General features: G+C 39.8%; 21 protein-coding genes. 10 read left to right on the forward strand and 11 right to left on the reverse strand.

What is annotated here, in order from left to right; all coding sequences use genetic code 11:
* Nucleotides 1-262: 262 nt before the first annotated feature.
* From B1F84_RS04600 to yegD, 5 genes are all read left to right on the forward strand, one after another.
* Nucleotides 263-1,135, forward strand: a complete 873-nt coding sequence (locus B1F84_RS04600) for a mechanosensitive ion channel domain-containing protein (RefSeq protein WP_008108776.1) — start codon at nt 263-265, stop codon at nt 1,133-1,135.
* 349 nt (nt 1,136-1,484) lie between these two features.
* The gene (locus B1F84_RS04605) at nt 1,485-3,764 is read left to right on the forward strand and encodes a TonB-dependent receptor (protein ID WP_131690714.1); all 2,280 of its coding nucleotides are present in this window, start codon (nt 1,485-1,487) and stop codon (nt 3,762-3,764) included.
* Nucleotides 3,765-3,879: 115 nt separating this feature from the next.
* The gene (locus B1F84_RS04610; RefSeq protein WP_008109576.1) at nt 3,880-4,179 is read left to right on the forward strand and encodes a hypothetical protein; all 300 of its coding nucleotides are present in this window, start codon (nt 3,880-3,882) and stop codon (nt 4,177-4,179) included.
* Nucleotides 4,180-4,356: 177 nt separating this feature from the next.
* A complete protein-coding gene (locus tag B1F84_RS04615) occupies nt 4,357-5,199 on the forward strand; it encodes a DNA ligase (protein WP_131690715.1) in 843 nt (280 codons plus the stop codon).
* A 79-nt stretch (nt 5,200-5,278) separates the two neighbouring features.
* Entirely contained in the window at nt 5,279-6,643 is a 1,365-nt protein-coding gene (yegD, locus tag B1F84_RS04620) for a molecular chaperone (protein ID WP_131690716.1), read from the forward strand.
* 4 nt (nt 6,644-6,647) lie between these two features.
* Here yegD and B1F84_RS04625 read toward each other — a convergent pair whose 3' ends face one another.
* The 4 genes from B1F84_RS04625 to B1F84_RS04640 all read right to left on the reverse strand — a co-directional run bounded on the left by B1F84_RS04625 (nt 6,648) and on the right by B1F84_RS04640 (nt 11,149).
* Nucleotides 6,648-7,112 carry a methylglyoxal synthase gene (locus B1F84_RS04625; RefSeq protein WP_008464686.1) on the reverse strand — a complete coding sequence of 155 codons (465 nt, stop codon included), beginning with the start codon at nt 7,110-7,112 and terminating at the stop codon, nt 6,648-6,650.
* Nucleotides 7,113-7,127: 15 nt separating this feature from the next.
* Nucleotides 7,128-7,760 (reverse strand): LysE family translocator, encoded by a 633-nt coding sequence (locus B1F84_RS04630; RefSeq protein ID WP_131690717.1) that lies wholly within the window; start codon nt 7,758-7,760, stop codon nt 7,128-7,130.
* A 145-nt stretch (nt 7,761-7,905) separates the two neighbouring features.
* Complete coding sequence (locus B1F84_RS04635) at nt 7,906-9,747, reverse strand: S8 family serine peptidase (protein ID WP_131690718.1); 1,842 nt, start codon at nt 9,745-9,747, stop codon at nt 7,906-7,908.
* Between the two features lie 226 nt (nt 9,748-9,973).
* The gene (locus B1F84_RS04640) at nt 9,974-11,149 is read right to left on the reverse strand and encodes a multidrug effflux MFS transporter (RefSeq protein WP_131690719.1); all 1,176 of its coding nucleotides are present in this window, start codon (nt 11,147-11,149) and stop codon (nt 9,974-9,976) included.
* A 184-nt stretch (nt 11,150-11,333) separates the two neighbouring features.
* Here B1F84_RS04640 and B1F84_RS04645 point away from each other — a divergent pair, with 184 nt between their 5' ends.
* A complete protein-coding gene (locus tag B1F84_RS04645) occupies nt 11,334-11,807 on the forward strand; it encodes a hotdog fold domain-containing protein (RefSeq protein ID WP_008464694.1) in 474 nt (157 codons plus the stop codon).
* A gap of 82 nt (nt 11,808-11,889) precedes the next feature.
* Here the strand turns inward: B1F84_RS04645 and B1F84_RS04650 are convergent, their stop codons facing one another.
* The 5 genes from B1F84_RS04650 to B1F84_RS04670 form a co-directional block, all read right to left on the reverse strand.
* Nucleotides 11,890-12,372 (reverse strand): polymer-forming cytoskeletal protein, encoded by a 483-nt coding sequence (locus B1F84_RS04650; protein ID WP_008109555.1) that lies wholly within the window; start codon nt 12,370-12,372, stop codon nt 11,890-11,892.
* Nucleotides 12,362-13,525: a M23 family metallopeptidase gene (locus tag B1F84_RS04655; RefSeq protein WP_131690720.1), complete on the reverse strand. Its 1,164-nt coding sequence runs from the start codon at nt 13,523-13,525 to the stop codon at nt 12,362-12,364. Before B1F84_RS04655 ends, B1F84_RS04650 begins: the two co-directional genes overlap by 11 nt.
* A gap of 143 nt (nt 13,526-13,668) precedes the next feature.
* Nucleotides 13,669-14,982, reverse strand: coding sequence for a fumarylacetoacetase (gene fahA / locus B1F84_RS04660; RefSeq protein ID WP_055011705.1), 1,314 nt, complete (start codon nt 14,980-14,982; stop codon nt 13,669-13,671).
* A gap of 211 nt (nt 14,983-15,193) precedes the next feature.
* Entirely contained in the window at nt 15,194-16,240 is a 1,047-nt protein-coding gene (gene hppD / locus B1F84_RS04665) for a 4-hydroxyphenylpyruvate dioxygenase (RefSeq protein ID WP_131690721.1), read from the reverse strand.
* A 512-nt stretch (nt 16,241-16,752) separates the two neighbouring features.
* Nucleotides 16,753-18,252: a peptide MFS transporter gene (locus B1F84_RS04670; protein ID WP_008109550.1), complete on the reverse strand. Its 1,500-nt coding sequence runs from the start codon at nt 18,250-18,252 to the stop codon at nt 16,753-16,755.
* Nucleotides 18,253-18,994: 742 nt separating this feature from the next.
* Here B1F84_RS04670 and tyrR point away from each other — a divergent pair.
* Nucleotides 18,995-20,551 carry a transcriptional regulator TyrR gene (tyrR, locus tag B1F84_RS04675; RefSeq protein ID WP_008109548.1) on the forward strand — a complete coding sequence of 519 codons (1,557 nt, stop codon included), beginning with the start codon at nt 18,995-18,997 and terminating at the stop codon, nt 20,549-20,551.
* A 112-nt stretch (nt 20,552-20,663) separates the two neighbouring features.
* Nucleotides 20,664-21,200, forward strand: a complete 537-nt coding sequence (locus tag B1F84_RS04680) for a thioesterase family protein (RefSeq protein ID WP_008109547.1) — start codon at nt 20,664-20,666, stop codon at nt 21,198-21,200.
* Nucleotides 21,201-21,252: 52 nt separating this feature from the next.
* Here B1F84_RS04680 and B1F84_RS04685 read toward each other — a convergent pair whose 3' ends face one another.
* On the reverse strand, nt 21,253-21,906 hold the full coding sequence (locus B1F84_RS04685; protein ID WP_131690722.1) for an OmpW family outer membrane protein: 654 nt from the start codon (nt 21,904-21,906) through the stop codon (nt 21,253-21,255).
* A 272-nt stretch (nt 21,907-22,178) separates the two neighbouring features.
* Here B1F84_RS04685 and B1F84_RS04690 point away from each other — a divergent pair, with 272 nt between their 5' ends.
* The gene (locus B1F84_RS04690; protein ID WP_131690723.1) at nt 22,179-23,597 is read left to right on the forward strand and encodes an MATE family efflux transporter; all 1,419 of its coding nucleotides are present in this window, start codon (nt 22,179-22,181) and stop codon (nt 23,595-23,597) included.
* Between the two features lie 71 nt (nt 23,598-23,668).
* Complete coding sequence (gene dapE / locus B1F84_RS04695) at nt 23,669-24,859, forward strand: succinyl-diaminopimelate desuccinylase (RefSeq protein ID WP_131690724.1); 1,191 nt, start codon at nt 23,669-23,671, stop codon at nt 24,857-24,859.
* Between the two features lie 67 nt (nt 24,860-24,926).
* Here dapE and B1F84_RS04700 read toward each other — a convergent pair whose 3' ends face one another.
* Complete coding sequence (locus B1F84_RS04700; protein ID WP_131690725.1) at nt 24,927-26,657, reverse strand: lysophospholipid acyltransferase family protein; 1,731 nt, start codon at nt 26,655-26,657, stop codon at nt 24,927-24,929.
* Nucleotides 26,658-26,807 lie beyond the last annotated feature (150 nt).

Genomic DNA, 26,807 nt, shown 5'->3' on the forward strand with positions numbered 1-26,807 from the left:
GGGATTTAAACGCAAATTAGATTATATAAGCTCGATATGTAGATAAAAACAGCAGTAAAAATCATCAATAAAGTGTATACAGCCTTAGCAAGCACCGACCACAATACAAAACATAAATGCAAGTAGCGGGGTTCAGAGTGCTTAATTGGGTGGTTATTTTAAATTTGTAAATATAGATTTAAGCTAACCGCATGCTAAACTTGGGGTATTACTAGCACATAAAAAACAATTATTTGCGTGCGACTTTATACATGGAAAATCAATGAACTTAGAACAAATAAATCACATTCTCGCCTTCGTATTGTTTAGCTACAACGACATTCACATTACCGTAGCAAAAGTCATTCAAGTCCCCCTTATTTTGTTTACCATGTGGTTTGTAGTGACGCAGATTGGCAAGTTAATTAAAAAGTCATTATTAGCTCGAAAAATGAGCCCTGATGCTGTGCATTTATTTACGCGTTTTTATTTTATTTTAAGTATTGCGATTTTGCTTTTTACCTCCCTCGAAGTGCTTAATATTCCACTAACCGCCTTTGCGTTTGTATCGGGCGCAATTGCTATTGGTGTAGGCTTTGGTGCGCAAAACATTATTAATAACTTTATTAGTGGTTGGATACTAATGTGGGAACGGCCAATTCGTATTGGTGACTTTTTAGAAGTTGGCACTGCCAAGGGAGTGGTTGAAACTATTAATACTCGCTCTACCCGTATTCGTAGAAACGACGGTGTTCATATGTTGATACCCAATAGCCAGTTATTAGAAAACACAGTAACCAACTGGACGCTAATTGATGGCAATGCGCGCTCATCAGTGAGTGTTGGCGTGGCTTATGGCTCTGATGTATTGCTTGTTAAAACGTTAATTCAGCAAGTGTTAGATGAGCATGAGGCAATATTAGCAACACCTCAATCAACCGTATTATTTGATGACTTTGCAGATAGTTCATTAGTTTTTAATGCTATTTTTTGGGTCTGCGCTGAATCAGAAACTCGCTTAAGGCAAGTGCGCAGTGATATTCGCTTTAGTATTTATGAGGTGTTTGAACAGCACGATGTGGTTATTGCATTTCCGCAGCGAGATATTCATATAGATGGCGAAATCGCATTGACGCGTTCTTTAGTTAAAAAGTAGTATTTAAAAAAATCGTCACATTATTTGCTATATTTTTTAATGATTCATTGTAAGGACATATGTCCGCCTTTTGTGCTTTTTGTTGTTAAAAAGGCAGTAAAAGAGTTGATAGTGCCGTTAAGTGTTAAAAATAAGTTTACTTTTTTAGGGCTCAATATGCGGTAAATTAATTACAGCATGGTATAATCTGGCGCATTCAATCAGCCTTATTTATGCCGTTTTTGTACTCTCGGTAATAAGGTCCGCGCCGCATAGAGCAAGTCGCGAAAAATTGACTGAATCCGTAATTATTTAATTGCGCAACACATCAACCGTTGAACAAGAGTGCACTAAAAAGGTTAACCCCGACATGAAAGCAATGAAAAGATCTACGTTAGCAACCCTTATCAATGCAACGTTGTTCTCTGCCGTAGCAGGTACGTCAATTTCAGCCGTAGCTGCTGAGCAAGAAACTACTGCTAAGAAGAACCAACTAGAAGTTATTCAAATTACTGCTCGTAAACGAGTAGAAAATGCCCAAGAGGTTCCTGTCGCCGCTTCTGCACTACAAGGTGATGGTTTAGAAGCTGCAAGTTCAGCTGGCATGGATATTCGTTTTTTAAATGCGAAAATTCCAAGTTTAACTGTTGAGTCTTCATTTGGTCGTTCATTCCCACGCTTTTATGTACGTGGTCTTGGTAACTCTGATTTCGATTTGAACTCATCACAGCCTGTGTCACTTGTGGTTGATGATATTGTTCAAGAAAGCCCTATATTAAAAGGTTTTCCAGTTTTTGATACTGGTCGAGTTGAAGTGCTTCGTGGTCCTCAAGGTACCTTGTTTGGCCGAAACACACCGGCTGGTTTAGTTAAAATTGATTCTGCACGTCCAACACAAGATTTTGAAGGTTATGCTGCAGTATCATATGGTTCATTCAATTCTATTGATTTTGAAGGCGCTGTTAGTGGCGGGTTAACTGATCACTTATCTGCTCGAGTGTCTTTATTACGTCAAGAGCGTGATGATTATATTGATAACCGCTTAGAAGGTAATGAAATTGACGATGCAACGGGTGGTTACCAAGAAACGGCTGCGCGTGTTCAATTTCTATATGAGAAAGATAATTTAAGTGCGCTGCTAAATTACCATACTCGTGATTTGAATGGTAAACCTATTGTATTCCACGCTAATGCTATTGAAGCCGGTACAAACAAGCCTATTGCCGGTTTTGACCCTGAAGTTATTTACCAAGATACAGTTCAGTTTGCAACTCAAAACGTTAACAGCCAGGGTGCTAATTTAAAGCTTGAATATAGTTTTAATGATTACACATTAACGTCAATTAGTGGTTGGGAAAGTGCAGAAATTTTCTCTCGCGCAGATGTTGACGGTGGTTATGGTTGTGGAAACAACTTTGTTCCAGGCTGTCCGACAGCAGAAATGGGTCCTGGCTTTATTTTCTTAGCTTCTGAAACTGCTGATGCGCTACCAGAGCATAATCAATATTCGCAAGAGTTGCGTATTTCAAGTGATTTTGCTGGCGACTTCAATTATCAAGTAGGTGCTTTTTATTATAATGAAGAGCAAGTTATTGAAACATATGGCTATGATGGTTTGGGTGCAGACTTTTTGACTGGGTATGTTCGACAAGATCAAGACACAACAGCTTGGGCTGTATTTGCATCTAGTGAGTATCAATTAACAGAAAAACTAGAAATTACAGCTGGTTTGCGTTATTCAGATGATGAACGAGATTTTACAGCATCGCGTTATACTTCTCCTGAATCAAGTATCGCTAACTTAACTAAATCCGTTGCACCAAAAGATAGCCACGTATCTTGGGATTTAGCTGCCGCTTATAAATATTCTGATGATATTAACTTATTTGTGCGTGCGGCTAATGGTTTCCGAGCTCCAAGTGTTCAAGGCCGTATTTTGTTCAGCGATGATGTAACTATTGCTGATTCTGAGACTATTAACTCTATTGAAGCGGGTATCAAATCTGATGTTTTAGATGGTAGTGGTCGTGTTAACGCAACTGTTTTCTACTACCAAATGAGTGATCAGCAATTAACTGCTGTAGGCGGTGATTCAGGTAATACTGCACGTTTAATTAATGCAGACAAAACAGTTGGTTATGGTTTTGAAGTAGATACACAGTGGGTATTATCTGATAATTTTGATGCTACCTTTAACTTCAGTTATAACAATACTGAGTTACAAGACGATAATCTATTTTTAGCAGGTTGTTTCGCTTGTACAATTACGGATCCAAAAACAGATCAAGGCTACAGCTTAGACGGTAATAGTTTACCGCATGCACCAGAATGGATTGCTAACTTTATCCTGCGTTATACTCGCGAGTTAGGTGATGGTGAATTTTACGCTTATACAGATTGGTCATACCGTAGTGAAATTGACTTCTTTTTGTATGATTCTGTTGAATTTACAGGTGAAGCACTTCTTGAAGGTGGTTTACGTACTGGTTATAAGTGGTATTCAGGTGATACTGAATACGAGATTGCCGCATTCGCTCGTAACATAACTGATAAGCAAGTATTTATTGGTGGTGTAGATTTCAGTAATAACGCAGGTATCGTGAATGAACCTCGCTTTATTGGCGCTGAATTTAAAGTTAACTTTTTCTAATCGATAAATTTAACGTTAAATTGTAATTATTGATAAAAGCCTGCCTAGTGCAGGCTTTTTTATTTTTGTAGAGCTGCTAAAGTAGCGCCCATATGTTTATTAAAGAGAAAAAGTAATGGCTGGATTTTGGAATTACCGTGTAATTTATTGTGAAGCAACCAAAGATGAAGCGGCGCAATATCAAATACACGAAGTGGAATATAACTTAAACGGTAAAGTAACTAACTGGTCAGAGACTGGTGCCGCACCATTTGGAACCACATTAGATGCGTTAAAAGATGATGCTGAGCGCTTAAAAACCGCCTTCGAAAAGCCGATACTTAAAGTAATGCGCAAAGCCCGAGGTTATGAGTTAGTTGATGTAGATACCGGCGAAGACGCTTATGCTGAGCCGCCAGCGGGATTAGCTGAGTAAACATTATTACTAATAATTAAAGGTGCTTAGGCACCTTTTTATTAACGAACAAAATAATTACACAGGAACACGACTTTAGTAAAACAACACAGCAAATGCAAAGCCTTGAAGAATTTTGGCAATGGCTTCAATCTCAACTATAGTTTAAGCCATATTAAAATTTGCAAGGATGCAGCAATGGTGATGATTAAAGCAACGCTGTTTACTTTTTTAATCCTTTTTAGTGCTAGCTTATTGGCGCAATTGCCTCCAGTGCAACTTGCTAATGTTTACGATGAAACTAAGCATGAGGATATTCGCCAATACTTGGTGAGTGAAAAGTTTGATGGAGTTAGAGCAATCTGGACGGGAAAGCAGTTTGTAACCCGTCAAGGCAACTCCATAAACCCGCCTGAGTGGTTTACCGCTCCTTTGCCAGATATTTGGTTAGATGGTGAGTTATGGACCAAACGAGGTCAATTTTCTGTACTCAGTGGTATTGTCAGAACAAAAATACCCAACGATTTGCAATGGCAAACCGTTACTTATCAGGTGTTTGATATGCCAGATACAAGCATGCCTTTTCACCGTCGTTATCAAAATTACTTGTCACTAATTACTAAGCTAAATAGTCCCCATATTAAAGCGGTTAAGCAATATCAATTTAGCGACAATCAGCAACTCAGTAATTATTTTAATCAGGTTACTAAACAAGGCGGCGAGGGCGTTATGCTTCATTTAGCAGAGGCTAAGCATACAACTGGTCGCTCTAGTGCATTGTTAAAACTCAAGCCTTATTTAGATGCCGAAGCGTTAGTGATTGAACATTTACCGGGTAAAGGTAAATACGCAGGAATGCTTGGTGCATTGAAAGTACAGACAAAACAAGGGCTGACATTTTCTATTGGTACGGGTTTTAGCGATAAAGAGCGAAAGTATCCGCCAGCTATAGGCTCAACAATTACTTATCGATACCACGGGTACACTAAAAATGGCTTGCCGCGTTTTGCCAGCTTCTTACGGGAAAGACCCGAAAAATAAAGAGTGTAGGCCAATTCAGTATATATTTTTTAGCAATTATGCTAAATTGCGCGGCCTTTTTAGTGATGTTTGGTGATCTATGTTTGTTGGTTTTGATTATGGTAGTTCTAATTGTGCTATGGGTGTTTTAAACGAAGAGCGTGTTCAGCTCATTCCTTTAGAGCAAGGCAAATACTATCTTCCATCAACGTTATACACCCATCATAGTGCTTTAGTCGTTGATTTTGTAGCGCAGCATTTAAACGGTTCAGATCATGAGCATGCCTATAAAACCGCGCGCCAACCATTACTTAATACGCTTGCGCGAATTAAATCAGACCTAGACCTACAAGCCGGCGATGAGACTCTATTTATTGGCCGTGAGGCGATTAGCGAATATGTACAATTTCCCGAGGAAGGTTATTTTGTAAAATCACCTAAGTCTTTTTTTGGCGCTACTGGCTTAAAGCAAGGGCAAATTAATTTTTTTGAAGATATTGCCACAGCAATGATTTTAAAAATAAAACAACGTGCCGAATCATCGTTAGGGTATACGCTAAGCCAAACAGTTATTGGTCGCCCAGTGAATTTTCAAGCGGTTGGTGGTGAGCAGTCAAACCAACAAGCCGTGGGCATTTTAACACGCGCAGCAAACCGAGCCGGCTTTAAAGATGTGGAATTTTTATATGAACCACTTGCCGCTGGGATTGACTATGAAAGTGATTTAACGCAAGACCAAAAAGTGCTGGTAATTGATATAGGCGGTGGTACAAGTGACTGTTCATTTGTACAAATGGGACCCAGCTTTAGAAATAAACAACAGCGAGATGCAGACTTTTTAGCACATAGCGGAAAGCGAGTAGGTGGTAATGATTTAGATATTGCTCTGAGCTATCATGGTTTAATGCCGTTACTTGGTTTAGGAAGTACTTTTAAATCGGGTTTACCTTTACCGAATCAAGCATTTTGGCAGGCATGTAAAATTAACGATGTTAATTTACAAAGCCAGTTTTATAGTGCCCAGCACTATCGTGAATTAAGCGCCCAATTACGCGATGTGAGTGCCCCTGACTTATATAAACGGCTCATTCATTTACAGCAAAATAAGCAAGGCCATCAATTAGTTCAACAAGCTGAAGCGGCAAAAATTGCACTAAGCTCATCTGAAAACTTTAATTGTGATTTAACATTTTTAGATTCATCACTTGATAAAGATATCTCTATTAATGAATTAGCATTAGCCGTTGACGACAGTATTAGCCAAATAGTGACATTAGCAAAACAGGCCATTGCAGATGCAAACACCACCCCAGATGTAATTTATTTAACGGGTGGTAGTGCGCAATCACCACTGATCAAAGCGGCTTTAAAAACCCACTTAGGCGACATTAAAATGGTTAATGGTGATCACTTTGGCAGTGTTACCGCAGGCCTGACTAAATGGGCGAATATGCTTTATAAATAAGCGGCTATAAAGAGATTTGTCGGGTTGCGAGGTACTTTTCGTAATCTGGCAAAGAACGCTCAAATTCGGTGTCCATAAGTGGTGAGCTTAGTAACATATCAGCGCTTACTTCATTACAGGCAACAGGAATGTTCCACACCGCGGCCAAACGAAGCAATGCTTTTACATCGGGGTCGTGCGGCTGAGAAGCCAGAGGATCCCAAAAAAAGATTAACACATGAATTTCATGTTCCGCTATTTTAGCCCCTAGCTGCTGATCGCCACCCATAGGTCCACTGAGTAATTGCACGACATTCAAACCAGTGGTTTTTTCTATTAAATGTCCGGTTGTTCCAGTACCGTATAACTTATGTTTACTTAACATTGGGGTGTGTTTTTCACACCACAATTTTAACGCGGCTTTTTTTCCATCATGTGCAACAAGGGCTATGTTTTTCTTAGCTGGAAGAGATTGTATTTTTTGGTCCATGCTGATTCTTATTAGTTAGAGTAATAAATTGATAGCCAAGGCAATAAATACAATGCCTGTGAACCTATCTATCCAAAGTTGGCTATTAGGGTGACTTTTAAAAAACTGGGCTATTTTATCGCCGAAATAAATATACGTGCAGTCGATAGGAAAAGCAAAGATTGGATACAGTAGCCCAAAAAACGCCAGCTGAAAGGTCGCCGAGGATAAGCTAGGGTCAACAAATTGTGGGATAAAAGCAATAAAAAACAAAGCGACTTTTGGGTTAAGTACTTCAGTCATCATAGCTTGAAACATCACGTTTTTGTTTTTACTGGTGGTAACATGAGGCTTATCGTCTTGCTCGCAAATGGGGGGCTTGAAGGTGCCTTTAAGCATCATAAACCCTAAGTAACATAAATAGGCTGCTCCTGCATATTGCACGCTGGCGTAAGCCGTTTCAGAGGCCTTTAATATAGCGCTTAAACCGACAACCGCAAAAAATGTATGTACTACGCCACCTAACGCAAAGCCAAAAGCACTCTGCATACCTGCTTTTCGCCCATTTGCAAAAGTTTGCGCCATTAAAAACGCGTTTGATGGCCCAGGCGCAACGGCCATTAAAAAGCTAGCGAGTAAAAATGAGAGCAAAAAGTCGGGGTTGATCATTAAATAGTACGAAAAAGAAGTGGTAAGTGATTTTATCAAGCAATGAGGAAAATAAAAAGCGGGCATATTGCCCGCTAAGTTGAGGATACTAAGTTCTTTTAAAACTAGTCGTTATGCTTTTAAACATAATGAAGTGCTAAATTTATTAAAAACTAACGGTGATATTATTTGAACACACCGTAGTGCTCAGCGCTTCACACACTTGATATGTATAGGTGCCGCCACCCTTAGTATTAATGCTGTCGGTGTAGGCATTAGTATTTGCAGTGGTAATGACTTTGTTACCATTGCGGTAGATATCAACTTGGCTTGTTGCCGCGCCATTCCAACTTAAATCAACAAATTTAGTGCCTTTTGATTTGTAACCTGAAGCGCTAAGAGAGATAGCATCTACGCCTGGCTCTGGATCAACACCACCAGTATCGCCACCCGCACAGCCGTTTGCTGTAAGGTAAGCATCAGCGTCAGCCGCTTTTACAATACCGTAGCCAAAGTAATCATCACGACCAGCAGCCCCTTGATCTTGCGCAGTTGCCTTTAACGCATCGCGAATTTCTGTGCCTGTACAGTCACTATGATTAGACCATACTAGCGCAGCAATACCTGAAACCGCAGGAGTTGCCATTGACGTTCCACTCATAAAGCCATAATCAGTTGCGCCAATATTAATTGTCACGTTTGTACTAGCGACTAATGCACTACGATCTTCAAATGCAGCGCCTACAGCGGGAATTGTAGTATCGTTGGTATCACCTAGTGTTGCGTATAACATGCCAGCTTCATTGTTGATAATAACCGCACCTACACCGCCTGAGTTTTCACAGTTAGCGACTTTGTCATAAAATGAAATAACGCCGCGGTCAATCATACATACTTTACCAGCCGCCGCTGGATCAACTGTTTCGCCAGTTCCCATAAAGTAGGTACTCGCAGTGATTTGACCTGCATTTTCCATTGCTGATGAATTATATGCTGTGCCATCAGCCGACATACTCGCTGCTGTTGCCATGCCCGCAGGGTAGGTCGATAGAGTATCAACACCACCAGCAGTTACTTCAACACAAATTGTTTCATCATTAGTTGCGCGTTTACCACGGCCAGATGAACAGCTTGGGAATTGTGAAAAGTCAGCAATTTGATTATCGGCATCATTAGCGCCGACCATCATCACCGATGAGTAGCCCGCAGGATAAGAACGTACGTTATTACCATCGTTACCCGCTGCAGCAACTACAAGGCCGCCAGCATTAGTAAAGTTAGCAAACGCATTTGACTCTGTACTGTTTGAGCCACCGCCCCCTAAGCTCATGCTAATAATATTTGCACCTGCTTGAGAACATAAATCAGCCGCTTGAGCTAAATCAGATGAGTAACCCCAACCCGCTTCGTTAAATACTTTAATAATGTGCATTGCCACACCCGGTGCCATACCCACAACACCGAGGTTATTATCTGCAGCACCAATCGTACCGGCGACATGCGTCCCGTGTGGACCGCCATTATCAAACCAATTTCCAGTACCGCTGTCGTTATCGCCAGTAATGTTACCCCAAACAAAATCAGGGTTTGAGCTATCTAAGCCTGAATCGATAACACATACTTTCATGCCTGCATTGGCATCAAAAGTAACTTGATCAACCTGTGATTGATAAACCGCATATGGCGTAATTTGTTGCTGCATGGCATCACCTACATCATCGTTAAATAATGACATAGGAACGCGCTTATGATCTTCTTCAATGAGTTTAATATGCGGGTTGTTAAGCAGGCCTTTTAAGCTACTTAAATCTTGTCCAGTAAACTTGGCTGCAATGAATCCATTGCCATCTACTTTAATGTCACCACCTAGTTTTTTAGTCAGCGCTTTAACAACACCTTTTTTATTATTATCAACTTGGATGATGAAGCGATCATTGGCAGCATGGGCTGTACCGGCTGCACAAATACCAGAGAGAACTAATGCTAAGGCGAGTTTATTCTTTTTCATATTATATTATCCTAGAATTAATTGGTTAACTAATTGTTAACTTTAGCAGACAGTAAAATAATATAAAGCAGAAAACAAGCTATTTTATCTACAAAAACAAAACTATTTAACTTTAAAGTAGCCAGTATTAAACAAAAAATATACATTTGTATTTGAATTAGGGGCGGCTAATCAGGTAAAACCTGAATTAGCCAAAATTGAAGAGTAATAGAAAACGCTTTAGCGGCTAAGCATATTTAGTATAACGAAATAGTAAGTAAGAAAAGGGAATTAATAATAAAAAGTGTGTGCCTATAAGCTCGGGTGTAGATAAGTTTAAATATTGAGTAATAAACACCAATAAACTTGCACCACTCATTTGCATCGCTCCCAAAAGGGCTGAGGCGGTGCCAGCTTGTTTAGGGAACAAACTTAAAGCTCGTCCAGCGGCAGAGCCAAGTGTTAAAGCAAAACCAAAGGCAGCAATAAACATAGGGATCATTAATGCTAATGGGGTTTTATATTGGCTTAACAACAGCATAAGTAAGCCTGCACTCACTAACAGCAAAAGGCCTACTTTTAAAGCCATTTTTGGTTGGCGTTTAATATAAATAGGCATAATAAAACTAGCAAGAATACTAAGCACTGCATTGAGCGAGAACCAAAAGGTAAAGTCGGCTACGCTGCCACCTAATTCAGTAATGAGCCAACCTGGAGCCAGTGTTACAAACACTAATATAGCCGACATAGTCACCATACATAACAAGCTATTAAATAAAAATAACGGAGTTGAAATAATAGGGATAAAGCGTCTTAAATCTAATATATGCCCCTGATAATGACTGTCTGCTGGGCGTGTTTCTCTGAACAAGAATAAGGTGACAATAAACCCCAATAATGCAAAGCCAGTTAAAAATAGAAAGTTCATTTGCCAACCAAACTGCACGGTTAACCACGCACCTAAAATGGGTGCTAACGCTGGAATAAAGCACACGATCCCGTTTAGGTAGGTAATTATTTGGCCACTGCGTTCACTACCAAACTTATCTCTTACTATTGCAAAAGCAACAACAAAGGTGGCGCATGCGCCTAACCCTTGAATTGCACGAGCAAACATCAGTATTAAAAAGCTAGGAGCATAGTATGCACCTAATGCCGCCAGTCCATATAAAGTTACACCGGTTAAGGCTACCGGCTTACGTCCAAAACGATCAGCAAGAGGACCTGCAATTAATTGTCCCAAACCAACAGTAAGCATAAAAATAGCCACTGTTTGCTGTACTTGTTTTTCGCTCACTGAAAATTGTTCTGCAATAGTGGGAAAAGCAGGTAAATAAATATCAATGCCCATAGGACAAAAAATGACGAGTAACGCTAAGATCAGTAATAAAATTAAGTTTGGTTTAGCGGGCTGTGTTTGCATCAGGTCTCCTTTTGCCGGCATTTTAAGTGGTGACTGATGAAAAAGAAAGGGCTTATGGCCGATGCATCAGCCAAGTTACTTACTTTTTTCTTTATTATGATTATTTTTGTTGAAGTATCACACTTCTTTAAACTGATCCGATGTGTTAATTTGCTTTTTAAGCAAAGACAATGGAAAAACAATAATGAGTAATGAGTCTGCACTAATAAAAACATGGCATAAATTTAAAAAGCTGCCGTTTGGTAATTGGCTGTTTAGTAAAGCCGTATGTTTTAAAGCGCCTTACTTTGGCTCTATGAAACCGACGATTTTAGATTTAAAAGCAGGGCACTGTAGTGCTGTGGTTAAAAATACTCGCCGTGTGCACAATCACATTGGCACTATCCATGCGATTGCACAATGTAATTTAGCTGAGCTGTGCGCGGGGGTAATGGTTGATGCAACGGTACCTTATAAAACCCACCGTTGGATCCCTAAGGGAATGACAGTACAGTACTTGGCTAAGGTCGACACTGATGTTACTGCTATCGCTGAGATTGACCTGCCTCATCAGTGGGTTGATAAAGAAGATTTAGTCGTACCGGTAAAGCTTTACAATACGCGTAACGAACTGGTGTTTACCGCAGACATAACCATGTATATAACGCAGAAAAAGTAAGCGTATAAGCCGCCCAAGGGATTTTAAAGAGGTGATTAATGGTTTAGCCAACAGGCAGGCTAAACCATTTAAACTAATACAACTAGCTTTTGGCTGCAGGTTGCTTGTTTACAAACGAAAGCCCGCTGTCTTCATTATCAACAATGGCTTTTACGTCGTGAGCTGGTTTTGGCTTATCTTTAGCATGCTCAATCACTTCTTTTTCAAAGCGCTGCTTTAAACTGCCTTCAATAATAGCACCTGCTTCTATGCTCAGGGTGTCATGAAATATATCGCCAAGTACATGAGCATTATTTTCGATCTTTACTTCACTTGCATTTAAAGAGCCGATGATTTTACCCTTAACAACGACACTGCTTGCCTCAACAACGCCTTCAACAACACCTGAGGTGCCAATCACTAAATGTTCGGCCTTAATGTCACCATCAATACGTCCGTCGAGTTGTACTTCACCTTGGCTTACCAAAGAGCCCGTTATACGCACATCATTAGAAATGATTGAGGGAGTGTGACTCACTCTCTTAATAGATGAGTCTGTTTTTGCTTGTTTATTTTTACCAAACACGAGAAAGCGCCTTTGTTATTTTTAGTGGATTGACATGCTTGTCGTCTATTAATACTTCATAGTGTAAATGAGTACTTGTACTTCTTCCGGTACTGCCCATTAAGCCAATGACATCGTGCTTTGTGACTAATTGACCTTTTTTAACATTAATTGTGTTTAAGTGACCAAAGCGCGTTACAACACCGTTTTTATGCTCTAACTCTATAAAGTTACCATAACCGCCATTACGGCCAGCTCGACGAACCGTGCCATCGGCAGGGGCAAAAATTTCTGTTTTATGCCACCCAGCTAAATCAATGCCTTTATGAAAAGCGCGCCTTTTATTCATTGGGTCTTTTCTAAGTCCAAAATTACTGGAAATATAATATTTTGCAGCAGGTAAGGGCAGGGTATTAGGCAGTGCCGTTAAAAAGCTCTCTAGCTGGTTTAACAATAACAACTTATCTGCAATGACTAGAAAGTTACTAGGAATTTTACTTTCATCGAGTATATCTAGCGGGCCACCTTGCGCCGTTGTTTGCGTGCTTAACGCGAGATGTTGTGCCAGTGCATTTTCAAGACCCGTGCCTTTGAGTATTTCTATAATCGCATCATGGCGCTGATTAATCTGCGCAGCCAATAACGTGAAATTAGTATCGTACTGCTGATTTAGCATGATGTAGCGCTGCTCAAAACTGGTTAAACTGTTTTGTGCATGCTTATTTTGTGTTTTATCTTCTTCGAGCGGCTCATGAAATTCGCTTTCGTTCTCATTAATAGGAGAAGATTCAAGCTCACCCTCTAATTTTATTACATCTTTGCTGATAGAAGCTGGGAGTGATTCAATCATACCTTGAAGTAAAGCTTGTTTTTGTTCAAGTTCAGCTAACTGTTCTTGCTGCAATGCGTAGCGTTGTTGCTGTTGCTTTACTTTTTGTTGCCATTGTACTTGCTTATCAAGCTGAGTTTGCTCGATATGAGAGATTTGGTGTGTTTGCATATAAACACGGATACTCGAAACACTGATCCATGCAATAGCAATGAAAATAATAGCAAGCGCAGAAACCTGTAACCAAGGCGCCAAAACAACATGCTTTACTTCACCATTTTGGCGAATGAGCAGCTGACGAGCTGGGAAATGTTTATTAAAAAAAGACTTTATAAATACAGGCATGTCACATAAATACTGGCTATTAACGGATTCAAGATAGCAATTTGAACTAAAAAAGCCAGAAAAAAATTGTAACTTCGGCTTAATTAATAAAAAAGGGCTGCTTATTCAACAACCCTTTTTTACTAGTTTATTGATTTTATATATTATTTTGCTGGTAGTACGGTGCTCTCTACAAAGCCAAAGCCAATACGTGCAAAGCCTTCTTTTTCACACCAGCCACGCATTATAACGTTGTCGCCATCTTCCAAGAAGCTACGCTGCTCGCCGTTGCTTAAAGTAATCTTTTCTTTACCACCACGAGAAAGCTCAAGTAATGAACCCGCTTCTTCGTGAGTAGGCCCTGATTGCGTGCCAGAGCCCAGCATGTCGCCTGGCATAAAGTTACACCCGTTTACGGTATGGTGAGTTACCATTTGCGCTACAGTCCAGTATGAGTGCTTAAAGCTAGACTTAGACACTTGAGTTGGGTTGTAGCCTTCATCACGCATTTTTTGTGTTTGAATTTTAACATCCATTTGAATATCAAATGCACCTTGATCACGGTTAGCCGTTGATTCTAAGTACTCGAGTGGCTGCGGATCATTTTCATCACGCGTCCAGCTTGTTCTGTATGGTGCAAGTGCTTCGGTGGTAACAATCCATGGAGACACGGTTGATGCGAAATTTTTCGCTAAGAATGGACCAAGCGGTTGGTATTCCCATGCTTGTAAATCACGTGCTGACCAATCGTTGAAAACACAAAAGCCGAATACATGCTTTTCAGCATTTTCAATTGCAATAGCATCGCCCAGATCATTACCTTTACCTAGGTAAATACCTAGTTCCAGCTCATAATCAAGGCGCTTACATGGACCAAATGAAGGAACTTCTGCATCTGGCGCTTTAGTTTGTCCTTTAGGGCGATGAAACTGCTGACCAGACACGCCAATAGACGATGAGCGACCATGATAACCAATCGGCACCCATTTGTAGTTTGGTAGTAATGGGTTATCGGGACGGAATAAACTTCCTACGGCAGTCGCATGATAAATTGATGTGTAAAAGTCAGTGTAATCGCCAATGCGACAAGGTAGAGCAAATTCAATTTCGCTTTGAGGTATAAGCGCTTGTGCTAGTTGCTCTTGATGAGCAGAGCCTTCACGTAATGCTTTAGACAGTGCTAAACGAAGCGCTGACCAATATTGCTCACCTAATCCCATAAACTCGTTCAAAGTCGGGTTACTTGCAGATGCAACGGCTGTTTGGGCGTCACCTGAAAAAATACCGAGTTCATTTACTTTTGCTAAATCAATAACCTGATCGCCAATGGCAACAGCACCACGAAAAGCTTCATTGCTATTTTTGCGACGTACTTCTGCAAAAGGTAGGTTTTGAATAGGGAAGTCACATTGTGCATCATTTGCTGATGCTACCCAGCTAGTTAAATTTATATCATGGGTTTCGTTAATTAAACTCATTGCATTTCCTTTGGTTTAGTTGGTCGCGCTTATCAGTATAAATATCAATTTATTAAATAAGAATATAGCACCCGTTAATTTCATCTATTACCTAGCTATATGGTGATGAAAAGCGCGATTTAAACACACAGAGAGATAGTTTTACCTCTCAATTACGATTAAACGACAAAAAGCAGCGAAATACGCTGCTTTTTAAAGTTACTTTATTTGCTTATAAAACGCCGCGGCGCTCTTGATCACGTTCAATTGATTCAAACAGTGCTTGGAAGTTACCCTCACCAAAGCCGCCATCATCAACACGTTGGATCATTTCAATGAAGATAGGGCCAAATAAGTTTTTAGAGAAAATTTGCAGTAAGTAGCAATCTTCGCTTTGGCTATCAACCAGAATTTGATGCTCACGGATTTTTTCTTTGTCTTCTTTAACCCATGGCACACGGTCAAAAATAGTATCGTAGTACTCTGGAATAATATCTAAAGTAGCGATAGTTGATTTATCTAGCTTATCTAGTGAGCTAACTAAGTCGTCAGTTAAAAACGCCAAATGTTGCACACCTGGGCCATTGTATTCACCTAGGTATTCATCAATTTGGTTATTATCGTTACCTTTACCTTCATTGATTGGAATAGAGAAGGTGCCACATGGTGATTTTAATGCATATGAAAGCAGGGCTGTTTTTTGGCCTTTAATATCAAAGTAACGTACTTCGGTAAAACCAAACACGTCTTTGTAAAAGTTAGCCCATGTTTCCATAGTACCTTTATATACGTTGTTGGTTAAGTGATCGATACGTAAGAAGCCTTTACTCTCTACTTTGTTTGGCTCGCTCAGATCTTCGAAATCATTATCGTAAATAGAGCCTTTATCTCCAAATTGTTCAATAAAGTAAATTAAGCTATCGCCAATGCCGTAAATAGCAGGGTATGGTAAGTCTTTATTAGCTGCATCAGTGGCAGGCTTAGCGCCACGCTTAACCGCTGCTTCAAACGCTGCTTGAGCGTTATCTACACGCCAGCCCATAGAACAAATTGCTGGGCCATGGTTTTTAGCAAACTCAGCTGAAAAGCCGTCGCGTTCATTATTTAGTAAAAAATGAATATCGTTTTGGTTGTAATAAACAATGTCTTTACCTTTGAATTTTTTTAATTTTGAAAAACCAAAATCGGTAAACACTTTGTCCATGTAATCGGCATCGGGTGTTGCGTATTCAGTAAACTCAATACCAACCAAACCTAAAGGATTATTTACTTCACTCATTATAATTACTCCCGCAATTAAGCACTGCGATTATTAGTTATCGTATTGCCTGCATGATTAACCAGATTACTGCTTTGGGGAAGAGGGTGTTGTTATTTAGTAAATAGCGCGTGTGTAAATTTTACGGGACGGTTAGCAAGGTATGATATTTATTTACATACGTGCCGAGGTAAGTAAAAATTAACCAGCTCGGATAATGTACGTATTTTTCATTTATGTTATTGAATTTATTGTTTTTAAATTTAATTACCCATCTGTTTTTTTAGTTTTTTCATACTAAAAAAAGAGTGGTTTTTGTATTTTATTGTTTACACTCAACCTGAGCGTAGCTGCTCACAACATTAACAAAGCAATAGATACTGAGGATTTGATTCACTAACTTCATTTACTGTGTAGTATTACATTGTAACAATTAGGTTAGTTAGCCATAAAAATACCCCCTGCAGTTAGCTGCAGGGGGTATTTAATATCATTAGTCAAAGCGCATAATTACGCGTTGTGATTAATTTAAATTATTGTGCTGGTGCGGTTTGTTCTAAACCTTGTTTTTCCCATACCTTAGCTTTGAAGCTCATCAGTACTAAGATGATACCTACACCGATACTAAATAATGCAATTTGTAAGTAAAGGTTAGGAATTTCTGCAACATTGTTAGGATCAAAGTTACCAGCAAGTAAGCCTGAAATTACGTTACCAATTGAGTATGTCAGTACAAATACACCCATCATTTGACCCGTATAGCGACGAGGAGATAATTTACTTACCGCACTCAATGCGACTGGGCTTAAACAAAGCTCACCCACTGTATGTAAGAAATACGTTGTAACCAGCCAGTAAGGAGCTACTTTTAAGCCTTCAGCTGCGTAATGTGCTGCCATAAACATAACTAAAAAGCCTGAAGCCATAATAACTAAGCCCAACGCACATTTTACGCTATAAGTAGGCGATACCATTTTCTTAGATAAATTAATCCAAAGAGCGGCAAAAAATGGTGATAGGGCAATAATAAATAGCGAGTTTAAAGATTGGAACCAAGTCGTTGGAATTTCAAATGTGCCAATAAGACGGTCTGTGTAGTCACGAGCAAATAGGTTTAATGAAGAACCCGCTTGTTCAAAGCCAGACCAAAAACACGCAGAAGCGACACAGACTAAAAATAGCGCCCACATTCTTTGCTTTTCAGCGTCGGTTAGTTTGCCTTTGAAATAAACAAGGCCAAAGTAAATGAAAAAGATAACAGTAAATACAACTGCTGTGTAACCTGCAACAATAGTCGGGTTAATAACTATAGCGCCTGTCATCGCAGCAGCAGTCACGCTGGCAACAACAATTACAAACGCGGCAATACCGCCCCAGGCGCGTGAAGCACCTTTAGGGCTTAATGGATTCGCAGGTAACGAGCTATGTTCTGGTAAGTTATTAAGTGTACGTTTGTATTGTATTAAACCAATAGCCATACCTACAGCAGCTGCACCAAATGCCCAGTGCCAACCTACGTTTTCCATAAAGTAACCACAAACGTAGTAACCAATTAAAGAACCTAAGTTAATACCCATGTAGTAAATAGCGTAACCACCGTCACGGCGTTCATCTTCGTCAGTATAAAGCTGACCAACCATGGCACTGATATTAGGTTTAAGTAAACCTGTACCCGTTGCGACAAAGATTAAACCAATGAAAAAAGAATATTCATGCGGAACGGCTAAAATAATGTGGCCACACATGATGATGATACCGCCGTACCATACTGCTTTTTGACCACCAAATAATCTATCTGCTAACCAGCCACCAGGTAAACCTAAAAAGTATACTGAACCTGTGTATAAGCCATAAATTGCAGCAGCAGAAGCAACGGTAAATCCTAAGCCTTCTTGTTGTAAACTTGCTGTCATAAATAATACGAGCATAGCTCGCATACCGTAGTAACTCATTCGTTCCCACATTTCTGTGAAAAACAGGGTTGAAAGTCCTTTAGGGTGACCAAACCAGCCACTGTCAGAATTTGAACTCATATTTACTTCCTAATTCATTATTGTTTTGATGACCTTGTGGTTTTTTATTTAGCTAAATTGGTACTTTTTAAAAGTATAATAAATGCTCGATCATCAGTGTTTTTATGCAGCTAAGGTAATGGTTTGCTAAACGCAGCTATACGTTTAGGTAAGAGTCACACCCTTATCCTAGTTACAATTGCGCCTAAGTATACATAGACCTTTGTACGAGGGGAAGTATTGAGCGCGCTATCACACATCCGTTATGTAATTGTTAAATAGCAACCGGTAAAACCCTCGTTGTTGCGCTAAACACTTAAGCTCATCCAAAAAGATATTTAACAACACAAGTAACATTGTCATTGCAAAGCTTTCTTTTACCCGGTTTTAAATTCTATTAAAAAACATAAAACCGCTTTATTTACGGTGGGTTACAGGCACCAAGTTATTCAACAATAGTTAACCTTTACTACTTTATTTTAATAATCACGGTTTAGATTAAACATGAGCAAATATTAGCGTATGCACAGCAATGATTAACCCATTGCAGAATATAATTTATACAAGGCCAGCTTGACTAAATTGAGTTGCAATAACCCCGACTTTTAGTGAACAGCCAAGCTTGAATGCGTTAAGTGCTTGAAAAAGCCCTCTAGTTAGTAAAAAAATATTTTTTCGTCCAAATTTCTTTACAATAAACTATGCTCGTAAACAGAGTTAGCGTATTATTCACGCCAACTAGTTTTTCCTTACCTGAGGGTGTATGCGTTTAGATATTCACTGTGCAGACCGAGTTGGTATTGCTCAAGAGATTCTTAATATTTTAGTTAGCTACAATGTTGACTTGAAAGGAATTGAAGTCGACTCAGTAAATTGTCGTATGTATGTGAGTTTTCCTGAGATTGAATTTGAACAATTTCAAAAAATTATGCCGTCTATTCGCTTAATCGATGGTGTACATGATGTACGCACAACCGCGTTTTTACCGTCTGAACGTGAGCACAATGAATTAAACACCTTATTAAGAGCACTTCCCGATGGCGTTATATCTATTGATGCTAAAGGCTGGGTGCGTCTGTGTAACGACGCGGCGTGTAAAGATTTACAGCTAACAGAAAAAGAAGTTATTGGCGCCAACATTAATAACTTACTCAAAGGCTTTAACTTTACCCGTTGGTTAGAAGGTAAAGAAGTACTTGGGCAAACTACCCGGGTTGAAGTAGCAGGCGAAGACTTTATTGCTGATATTCTGCCTATTGCTGTGCCACAAGGCAGTGAGGGTGATGTGTTAGCGGGCGCGGTAATAAATATAAAATCGCAAAGCCGTCTAGGTCAACAAGTGAGTGCGTTTAGACGCTATGGCCAAGAAAGCTTTGCGACAATTCACAATTTTAGTACGGCGATGCGTCGTGTTGTACGCGAAGCGCGAAAAATGGCGCAACTTGAAGCCCCTATTCTTATCACCGGTGAAACCGGCACCGGTAAAGAGTTATTAGCGCGAGCTTGTCACTATGCATCTAACCGCTCAGTAAAGCCGTTTATCGCTTTATCGTGTGCCTCGTTACCAGATGATGTTGCCGAGTCAGAACTTTTTGGTTACGCCGGATATGAAGAAAATGCAGCGCCTAAACGCGGTGTACTTGAACAAGCGGATGGTGGAACGGTATTTTTGGATGAAGTGGGTGAAATGTCGACTCAGCTCCAAACTAAATTACTGCGCTTTTTACAAGATGGTACGTTTCGAAAAGTAGGCGACGAAAACGAAGTTAAAGTAAATGTTCGCATAGTTGCTGCTACCCAAAAAGATTTACCTGCAATGGTGCAAGAGGGCGTATTTAGAGAAGACTTATACTATCGCATTAATGTACTAACGCTAGAAATTGCACCACTGAGAGATCGTAAAGCCGATGTTGGCCCACTTGCTGAGCACTTTATTCAAAAATATGCCCAGCAAAATGGCCATACTGTGCCTGAGCTATCTGAAGAATGTTTAACGTTTTTACAAGATTACCCATGGCCAGGTAATGTGCGCCAATTAGAAAATGCGATTTACCGTGCGGTATCCTTGTTAGAAGACAGTGAACTGCGAGTTGAGCATTTACAACTGCCGACCTTTACCCATGATTTAGGCTATTTAGAGTCTGATTTTGAGGGCTCGCTTGATCAAGCGGTTAAGCGTTTTGAAGCTACCTTATTGCGTAAGCTTTATCCAGCTTATCCAAGTTCACGTCAGTTAGCTAAGCGCTTAGGGCTGAGTCATACAGCAGTAGCTAATAAACTACGTGATTACGGTATTAATCGTAAAACGGTTAAAGTTTAAAGATAGATATTAAAACAACCTTTCTTAGTGATTGACCCCTTGGTGTAAAAATACCCTAGGGGATCAATTGCTATGATACACTCACAAAAAACAAACTGGTAAGACCTCTACTGTGAACTTATATTTTAGACTGCTGCTATTATTTTTCAAAATTAAACGTAATCGTGATTATCAATCATTGTTAGACACGGTTGATATAGACTACAAAGCACTGCCAAGTGACTGTGATATTAATTTGCACTTAACTAATTCACGCTATTTAGCAATGATGGATTTATCGCGCACATGGATGACCGAGCGAGTTGGTTTACTAAAGCAAATAATGAAGCGTCGTTGGTTTCCTATTGTTAATGCAACCGCCATTACTTATATCCGTGATATTAAGCCTATGCAGCGCTTTACCATTAGTACCCGTTTAGTCGGCTGGGATCATAAATACTTTTATATTGAACAAAAATTTCATTCAGAGCGTGGCTTACATGCAATTGCCTATGTACGTGGCGTATTTAAAAGTAAAAAAGGGGTGGTAAGCGTTGAGCATATGCTGGAAGTTGCTGGTTTTGAAGGCGTAGCACCTATTTTACCGGCAGAAATAATTCATTGGAAAGAAATGCTTGAGCAAAAAAAAGTAAATAACTTACCTCGTTAATTACACGCAAAAAAAAGGCCTTACGGCCTTTTTAACACACACATAATCGTTATTAAAACGAGTATTTAAGACCAAACATAGCTACAACAGGGTCAAGTGACACGGTTGAAGTTAATGCTTTTGCGCCATTAGCATATACAGTCGCATCAGTATCAATATCCATGATAGATACCATAGCGTGTAGGCCCCATTTCTCATCAATCTTGTAGTTAGCACCTACTTGAGCAACAAAACCAAATGAATCATCTAGTTTTACTTCCACGTCGTCAGTATTTAAAGTTGCTTTAAGTGCTACAGAAGGCTGCTCGTCAAAAAACGTCGTATAGTTAATACCTACACCAACAAATGGACGAAGTGCGTAGCTGCTGTCTAAAAAGTGGTATTGTGCAACCAGTGATGGCGGTAAATGTTTAATGTCGGCAATTTTATTACCAGCTAAACCGCCTGTACCTTCTACATCATGAGAAAACGGCGTTGCTGCAATAAGCTCTAACACCCATTGGTCGTTAAATGCATAATCTACAGTAATACCTAACTGAGTATTTGAATCACCTTTTAAACCAAGAGTAGGTGCTTCGTTAATCTTTGAGCCATCGTTATCAGGGTTAACATTAATTGCGCCAACATTAACGCTAAAGTTAGCGTGTGCTGCAGGAGAAAGAGCTAGTAAAGAAGTAAGTATTGCAATGCTTAGTTTAGTTTTCATGTTGTTCTCCGTGAACTACTGTGTGACTATTTGTTGATTGAGGCTATTATCGCTCGAGTTTAAAAATAAAAACCTGTTCTAGATCAAAGTTTCAAAAGCGTATAAGTAAAGAGCCTCTATTTATTGATTTAGATTAAACTTTTACTTACTTAGTGCTCAAAAATTATTGACTGATCACTTGATACCCGCCGTAAACGAAGTATTCAGAATATAATCAGCTAGTTTTGTTAAACTAAGGCTATGTTCACGGTTTAATAAAAGTAAGCGGCCTCATGACTCCCTCTGGTCAACTATTTCTTCAAGGCTCTATTGCCAAAGCGCTATTAAAATTAGGCATTCCTATTATCCTCATTAATATTTTGCAGTCTGCTTATCAGCTTACAGATGCTTTTTGGGTTGGCCGGTTAGGGGCTGCGCAAGTGGCTGCTGTATCTATTAGTATGCCTGTCACATTTTTAGTTATTGCGATAGGTTCAGGATTTGCTATGGCTGGGGCGATTTTATCAGCCCAATACATGGGGGCAGGACAACAAGATAAGGTTAACCATGTTGCCGCGCAAACGGTGTTAATGGTGACATTAGTTGCACTATTACTTGGGTTACTAGGCTATGCATTATCACCTTATTTTTTAACCTTACTGGGGGTTGAAGCGGCCGTATATAGTGATGCGCTTAAGTTTATGCATGTATCTTTTATTGGCGTTATTTTTGTGTTTATTTATGCCATGTTTCAATCGCTAATGCGGGGTATTGGGCAAACTAAGGTGCCGTTAATTATAGTCAGCACAACCGTGTTACTTAATTTTATACTCGATCCGTTATTCATATTTGGCTATGGTCGTTTTGAGGGGCTTGGTGTGATGGGCGCTGCGCTAGCAACATTGGTTACACAGAGCTTAGCTGCGCTTGCGGGCATCATTATATTTTTACGTGGTCGCCATGGTATTCAATTACAGCTAAAAAGCTTTTACCCCGACTGGCACTATATTAAGCGCGCTTTTTTCTTGGGAGCGCCTGGCTCTATTGAATTATCGACACGTGCATTTGGTTTGATCATCATGTCATTTCTAGTTGCCAGCTTTGGTACAACGACAATTGCTGCTTATGGTGTTGGCTCTAATATTTTGCAAATGGTAATGATCCCCGCTATGGGCTTATCAATGGCGGTATCAACCTTGGTTGGGCAAAATATGGGGGCTGGTAATATCAAGCGGGCTGAGCAGATCACTAAACTTGCTAGTGTGTGGGGGTTGTTAGGGCTCTCATGTGTTGGCGCCATTGCATATTTATATGCAGATTCATTAGTTGCATTTTTTATTCCTGACGATAATGACGTTATTACTAATGGGGCGCAGTTTATTCAAGTGATGTGCTTAAGTTGGGGTGGAATAGGGGTGCAACTTTGTATTGTTGCTGCTTTTCGTGCCTCAGGTAATATGCTCAATGCAATGGTTATCGCGTTATTATCACAATGTGTAGTGCAGTTCCCTGCCGCTTATATTCTTTCTAATCATACTGAGCTTGGTGATCAAGGCATTTGGTATTCTTTTGCAATTACTAACATAACCATCGCATTGATAGCATTTGCATGGTTTATGCGTGGCTCTTGGAAAAAAACCAAGTTAACTAAAGAAGATAAGCACATAGTACAGGTTACACGAGAAACATTAATAGAAGAGGGCGCACGTTAGCTAGTAAATTCATAATGCGGTCATAAAAAGTCGTTGTAATAAATACACTGCTAAAACGAGGTGTGTTTATTATGACAAAAGCTATCAATACAAAAGCACAAGCGCCGTACTTAACTATTGCACAGTTAAAAACAGTGAGTCACTTACAAACTCTGATCCGATTTAAATCGATTACTCCTAATCCAGCTGGTGGCATTGAGTGGCTTGCGAACCACCTTACTGAGTTAGGCTTTAGTACAGAGCAATTTAGTTCTAATAATGTGACAAACTTAATTGCAAAAATAACCTTTGGGGCAGGCCCCGTGGTGGCATTTTCTGGCCATATTGATGTAGTACCCGCAACGCAAGGTGGCTGGTTAGCCGATCCGTTTAGTGGACACATAATTAACGATGCAATTTATGGGCGTGGTGCCGCCGATATGAAAGGAGGCATTGCCGCGATGCTTAGCGCAACGCAGACGTTAATAAACAGCGCGCAGCAAAAGCAGGGAACATTATTTTGGCTGATCACCTCAGATGAAGAAGGTGAGGCGGAGCATGGCTCTGTGTTGATTGCCAAGCGATTAGCACAACAGGGCGTTGTGCTTGATGGCTGTATTGTTGGTGAGCCAACCAGCCACCTGCAGGTAGGTGACACTATAAAAAATGGTCGACGTGGAGCCTTATCTGCGCGATTAACTATTCAAGGAAAGGCTGGGCATGTAGCCTATCCTGAGAATACCATTAATGCTGCGCACATCAGTGCTGAAGTAGTTAACAGGCTCACACAAATAGACTGGCCTTTAGATGAACTTAGTTCAAAAACAACGCTGCAAGTCACCGGTATTAATATTGATAATGTGCTAGATAACCTCGTGCCAGCCCAGTGTGATATTACTTTTAATATTCGCTATAGCCATGGGTATAAAAGTAAACATGTTAAGCAACGTGTGTTTGCTGCACTGAAGGATTTCAGCGAGCATTTGGTTATACAGTGGGAGCGTCCATGTGAACCCTATTATACAAGCCATAAGATTGAGAGTTGCTTACTCGCTCAGTTAGAGCAGGCAATTTTTAAAGTGACGGGGAATTATCCTTTATTAAGCACCAGTGGTGGGACGTCGGACGGACGATTTTTTGCACAGAAAAAAACACAAGTCATAGAGTGTGGGGTACGAAACCATAGTATTCATCAGGTTAATGAACATGTACCGATTTGCGACTTGTTAGAAATAGAAAAAATTTATACGCAATTACTCCATGGTATTTTTACTCAGCCTTGAAGTATTAATAACTATTAAAGCGCCGCATAATGCCGCTTTAATAGTTATTCGACTAAGGGTTAACGCTTTAACTTGCTGATGCTGATTTATCAGTACCCAAGTAGCGTTTTGCTTTGCTTGGTTTTACTTTTTCAAGATCAACCAATACTAGGCCATCAATACAATTATTGAATTGTGGATCAATACTAAAGCTTAAAAATTTAACTCCATTTGGTTCGCATAGCTCTGTATATTGTTTAAATAGTGTGGGTACATGCGTCCCCATATTAGCGAGTATGTGTTTAAGCTCTACAAAATCTTCTTTTATATTGTTACCCTCGAACAAGTTAGTGCACTGAGTTTGCTGATCAGGTGTGTGACGAAAAGCATTGTTAGGCGTTGCGAGTGATTTTTCACAGCCATAATAGTGCTGATAATAATGCACTAATAAAGACTTTGCCTGCTCAGGTAGTGCGTTTGACACACTCACCGCACCAAATAAGTAACGGTATTGAGGGTAGCGATTTATAAAAGCGCCAATACCATACCATAAGTAATCGAGACTTTTTCTGCCCCAATATTTAGGTTGTACAAAGCTTCGCCCTAGCTCTATGCCTTGTTTAAAATAAGGAGTCATATCTTGGGTATAATTAAATAGGCTATCGGTATAAAGCCCACTTTGTGAGTGTTGTTCAATCACATCCTGTGCACAAGCTAATCGGTAAGCACCCACCAACTCTAGTGCATGTTCATCCCACAATACTAAGTGCTGATAGTGCATATCGTATTTATCTATGTCTCGGCGGTTTCCACTACCTTCACCTACAGCCCGAAAAGCGATTTCTCGTAAGCGGCCCAGTTCACGAAATAAGGGAGAGCTTCCTTGGTATTGGTACAAATAAATCACCATGCCATCACTGGTTTTACCTAAATGTTCGCAGCATTCTATGGCTTTTTTTAATTCTTTTTTACATTCAGGAGAGGCGATCGGAGCATGAGTTTTTAATGGTAGCGTTTTTTTTGTGGTTAAACGGTATAGTTGCTTACGGATTAGCTCAACCACTTCTTTGTCTTTTAAGTCTGGGATTAAATAAGACTCAGGAGCAATAGAAGCGCCAATTTCAAACTCGAGTGATTTTTGACGTTGCTTAAACATTTCTTTTACCAGTAATAAGCTAGCCAGTGGTTTATAAAGCATTGATGCGCCGTAAAACAGCGGGCTATTTCTGGCTTTAATATAGATAGGCAAAATAGGGCTGTTAGCCTTTTTAGCAATGCGTAAAAAGCCGCTGTTCCATTTGCAGTCTTTTATACCCGTAGGACGAAGTCGAGAAACTTCACCGGCAGGGAAAATAAGTAACGCTCCTTCATTTTTTAAGTGCTGGTGGATATTACTCAACTCTTGTTTTTTACTTTGCCCTGATAGGTTATCAACGGGCAGCAATAATGAATGCATGGCGTCAACGGTCATTAACATACGATTAGCCACTACTTTTAAATCGGAACGCACTGTTGATAACACATTAATTAATGCAAGTGCATCTAAGGATCCGATAGGGTGGTTTGCAATAATGACAATTTTCCCTTCACTGGGAATGTTTTCTATTTGCTTAGCTTTGTAGCGAGTTTCAAAGTCAAGTTCATCAAGCACTTGCTCTACAAATTCTATTCCTTGAAGGTGGGGATAGGCAGTTGCAAAGTTTGTAAATTCTTGTTCATGTAATAAGTAGCTAAGACTTTTCTTTACCATTTTTTTTATTTTAAATGAGTTAGTTAACTGTGGTAAATTGGTTGCTATTACTTTATCTACACTGATCATACGCACCTCTTTTTTTATACTAGGCTAAGGCCAATATGTTTAGCTTAGAGTGCAGATATGACAATACGCGGTCAGTTGTGTGACTTTTTAAAACCGTTTACTTACTATTGAATTTAACCATATCAGTACTATTATTTACGGTTACTTTTT

This window comes from Pseudoalteromonas sp. DL-6, assembly GCF_004328665.1.
GTDB lineage: Bacteria > Pseudomonadota > Gammaproteobacteria > Enterobacterales > Alteromonadaceae > Pseudoalteromonas.

What these genes read in the sequence shown, in the direction of transcription:
- B1F84_RS04600 (WP_008108776.1), top strand. Translation starts at nt 263, where the DNA reads ATGAACTTAGAACAAATAAATCACATTCTCGCCTTCGTATTGTTTAGC.
- B1F84_RS04605 (WP_131690714.1), top strand. Translation starts at nt 1,485, where the DNA reads ATGAAAGCAATGAAAAGATCTACGTTAGCAACCCTTATCAATGCAACG.
- B1F84_RS04610 (WP_008109576.1), top strand. Translation starts at nt 3,880, where the DNA reads ATGGCTGGATTTTGGAATTACCGTGTAATTTATTGTGAAGCAACCAAA.
- B1F84_RS04615 (WP_131690715.1), top strand. Translation starts at nt 4,357, where the DNA reads ATGGTGATGATTAAAGCAACGCTGTTTACTTTTTTAATCCTTTTTAGT.
- yegD (WP_131690716.1), top strand. Translation starts at nt 5,279, where the DNA reads ATGTTTGTTGGTTTTGATTATGGTAGTTCTAATTGTGCTATGGGTGTT.
- B1F84_RS04625 (WP_008464686.1), bottom strand. Translation starts at nt 7,112, where the DNA reads ATGGACCAAAAAATACAATCTCTTCCAGCTAAGAAAAACATAGCCCTT.
- B1F84_RS04630 (WP_131690717.1), bottom strand. Translation starts at nt 7,760, where the DNA reads ATGATCAACCCCGACTTTTTGCTCTCATTTTTACTCGCTAGCTTTTTA.
- B1F84_RS04635 (WP_131690718.1), bottom strand. Translation starts at nt 9,747, where the DNA reads ATGAAAAAGAATAAACTCGCCTTAGCATTAGTTCTCTCTGGTATTTGT.
- B1F84_RS04640 (WP_131690719.1), bottom strand. Translation starts at nt 11,149, where the DNA reads ATGCAAACACAGCCCGCTAAACCAAACTTAATTTTATTACTGATCTTA.
- B1F84_RS04645 (WP_008464694.1), top strand. Translation starts at nt 11,334, where the DNA reads ATGAGTAATGAGTCTGCACTAATAAAAACATGGCATAAATTTAAAAAG.
- B1F84_RS04655 (WP_131690720.1), bottom strand. Translation starts at nt 13,525, where the DNA reads ATGCCTGTATTTATAAAGTCTTTTTTTAATAAACATTTCCCAGCTCGT.
- fahA (WP_055011705.1), bottom strand. Translation starts at nt 14,982, where the DNA reads ATGAGTTTAATTAACGAAACCCATGATATAAATTTAACTAGCTGGGTA.
- hppD (WP_131690721.1), bottom strand. Translation starts at nt 16,240, where the DNA reads ATGAGTGAAGTAAATAATCCTTTAGGTTTGGTTGGTATTGAGTTTACT.
- B1F84_RS04670 (WP_008109550.1), bottom strand. Translation starts at nt 18,252, where the DNA reads ATGAGTTCAAATTCTGACAGTGGCTGGTTTGGTCACCCTAAAGGACTT.
- tyrR (WP_008109548.1), top strand. Translation starts at nt 18,995, where the DNA reads ATGCGTTTAGATATTCACTGTGCAGACCGAGTTGGTATTGCTCAAGAG.
- B1F84_RS04685 (WP_131690722.1), bottom strand. Translation starts at nt 21,906, where the DNA reads ATGAAAACTAAACTAAGCATTGCAATACTTACTTCTTTACTAGCTCTT.
- B1F84_RS04690 (WP_131690723.1), top strand. Translation starts at nt 22,179, where the DNA reads ATGACTCCCTCTGGTCAACTATTTCTTCAAGGCTCTATTGCCAAAGCG.
- dapE (WP_131690724.1), top strand. Translation starts at nt 23,669, where the DNA reads ATGACAAAAGCTATCAATACAAAAGCACAAGCGCCGTACTTAACTATT.
- B1F84_RS04700 (WP_131690725.1), bottom strand. Translation starts at nt 26,657, where the DNA reads ATGATCAGTGTAGATAAAGTAATAGCAACCAATTTACCACAGTTAACT.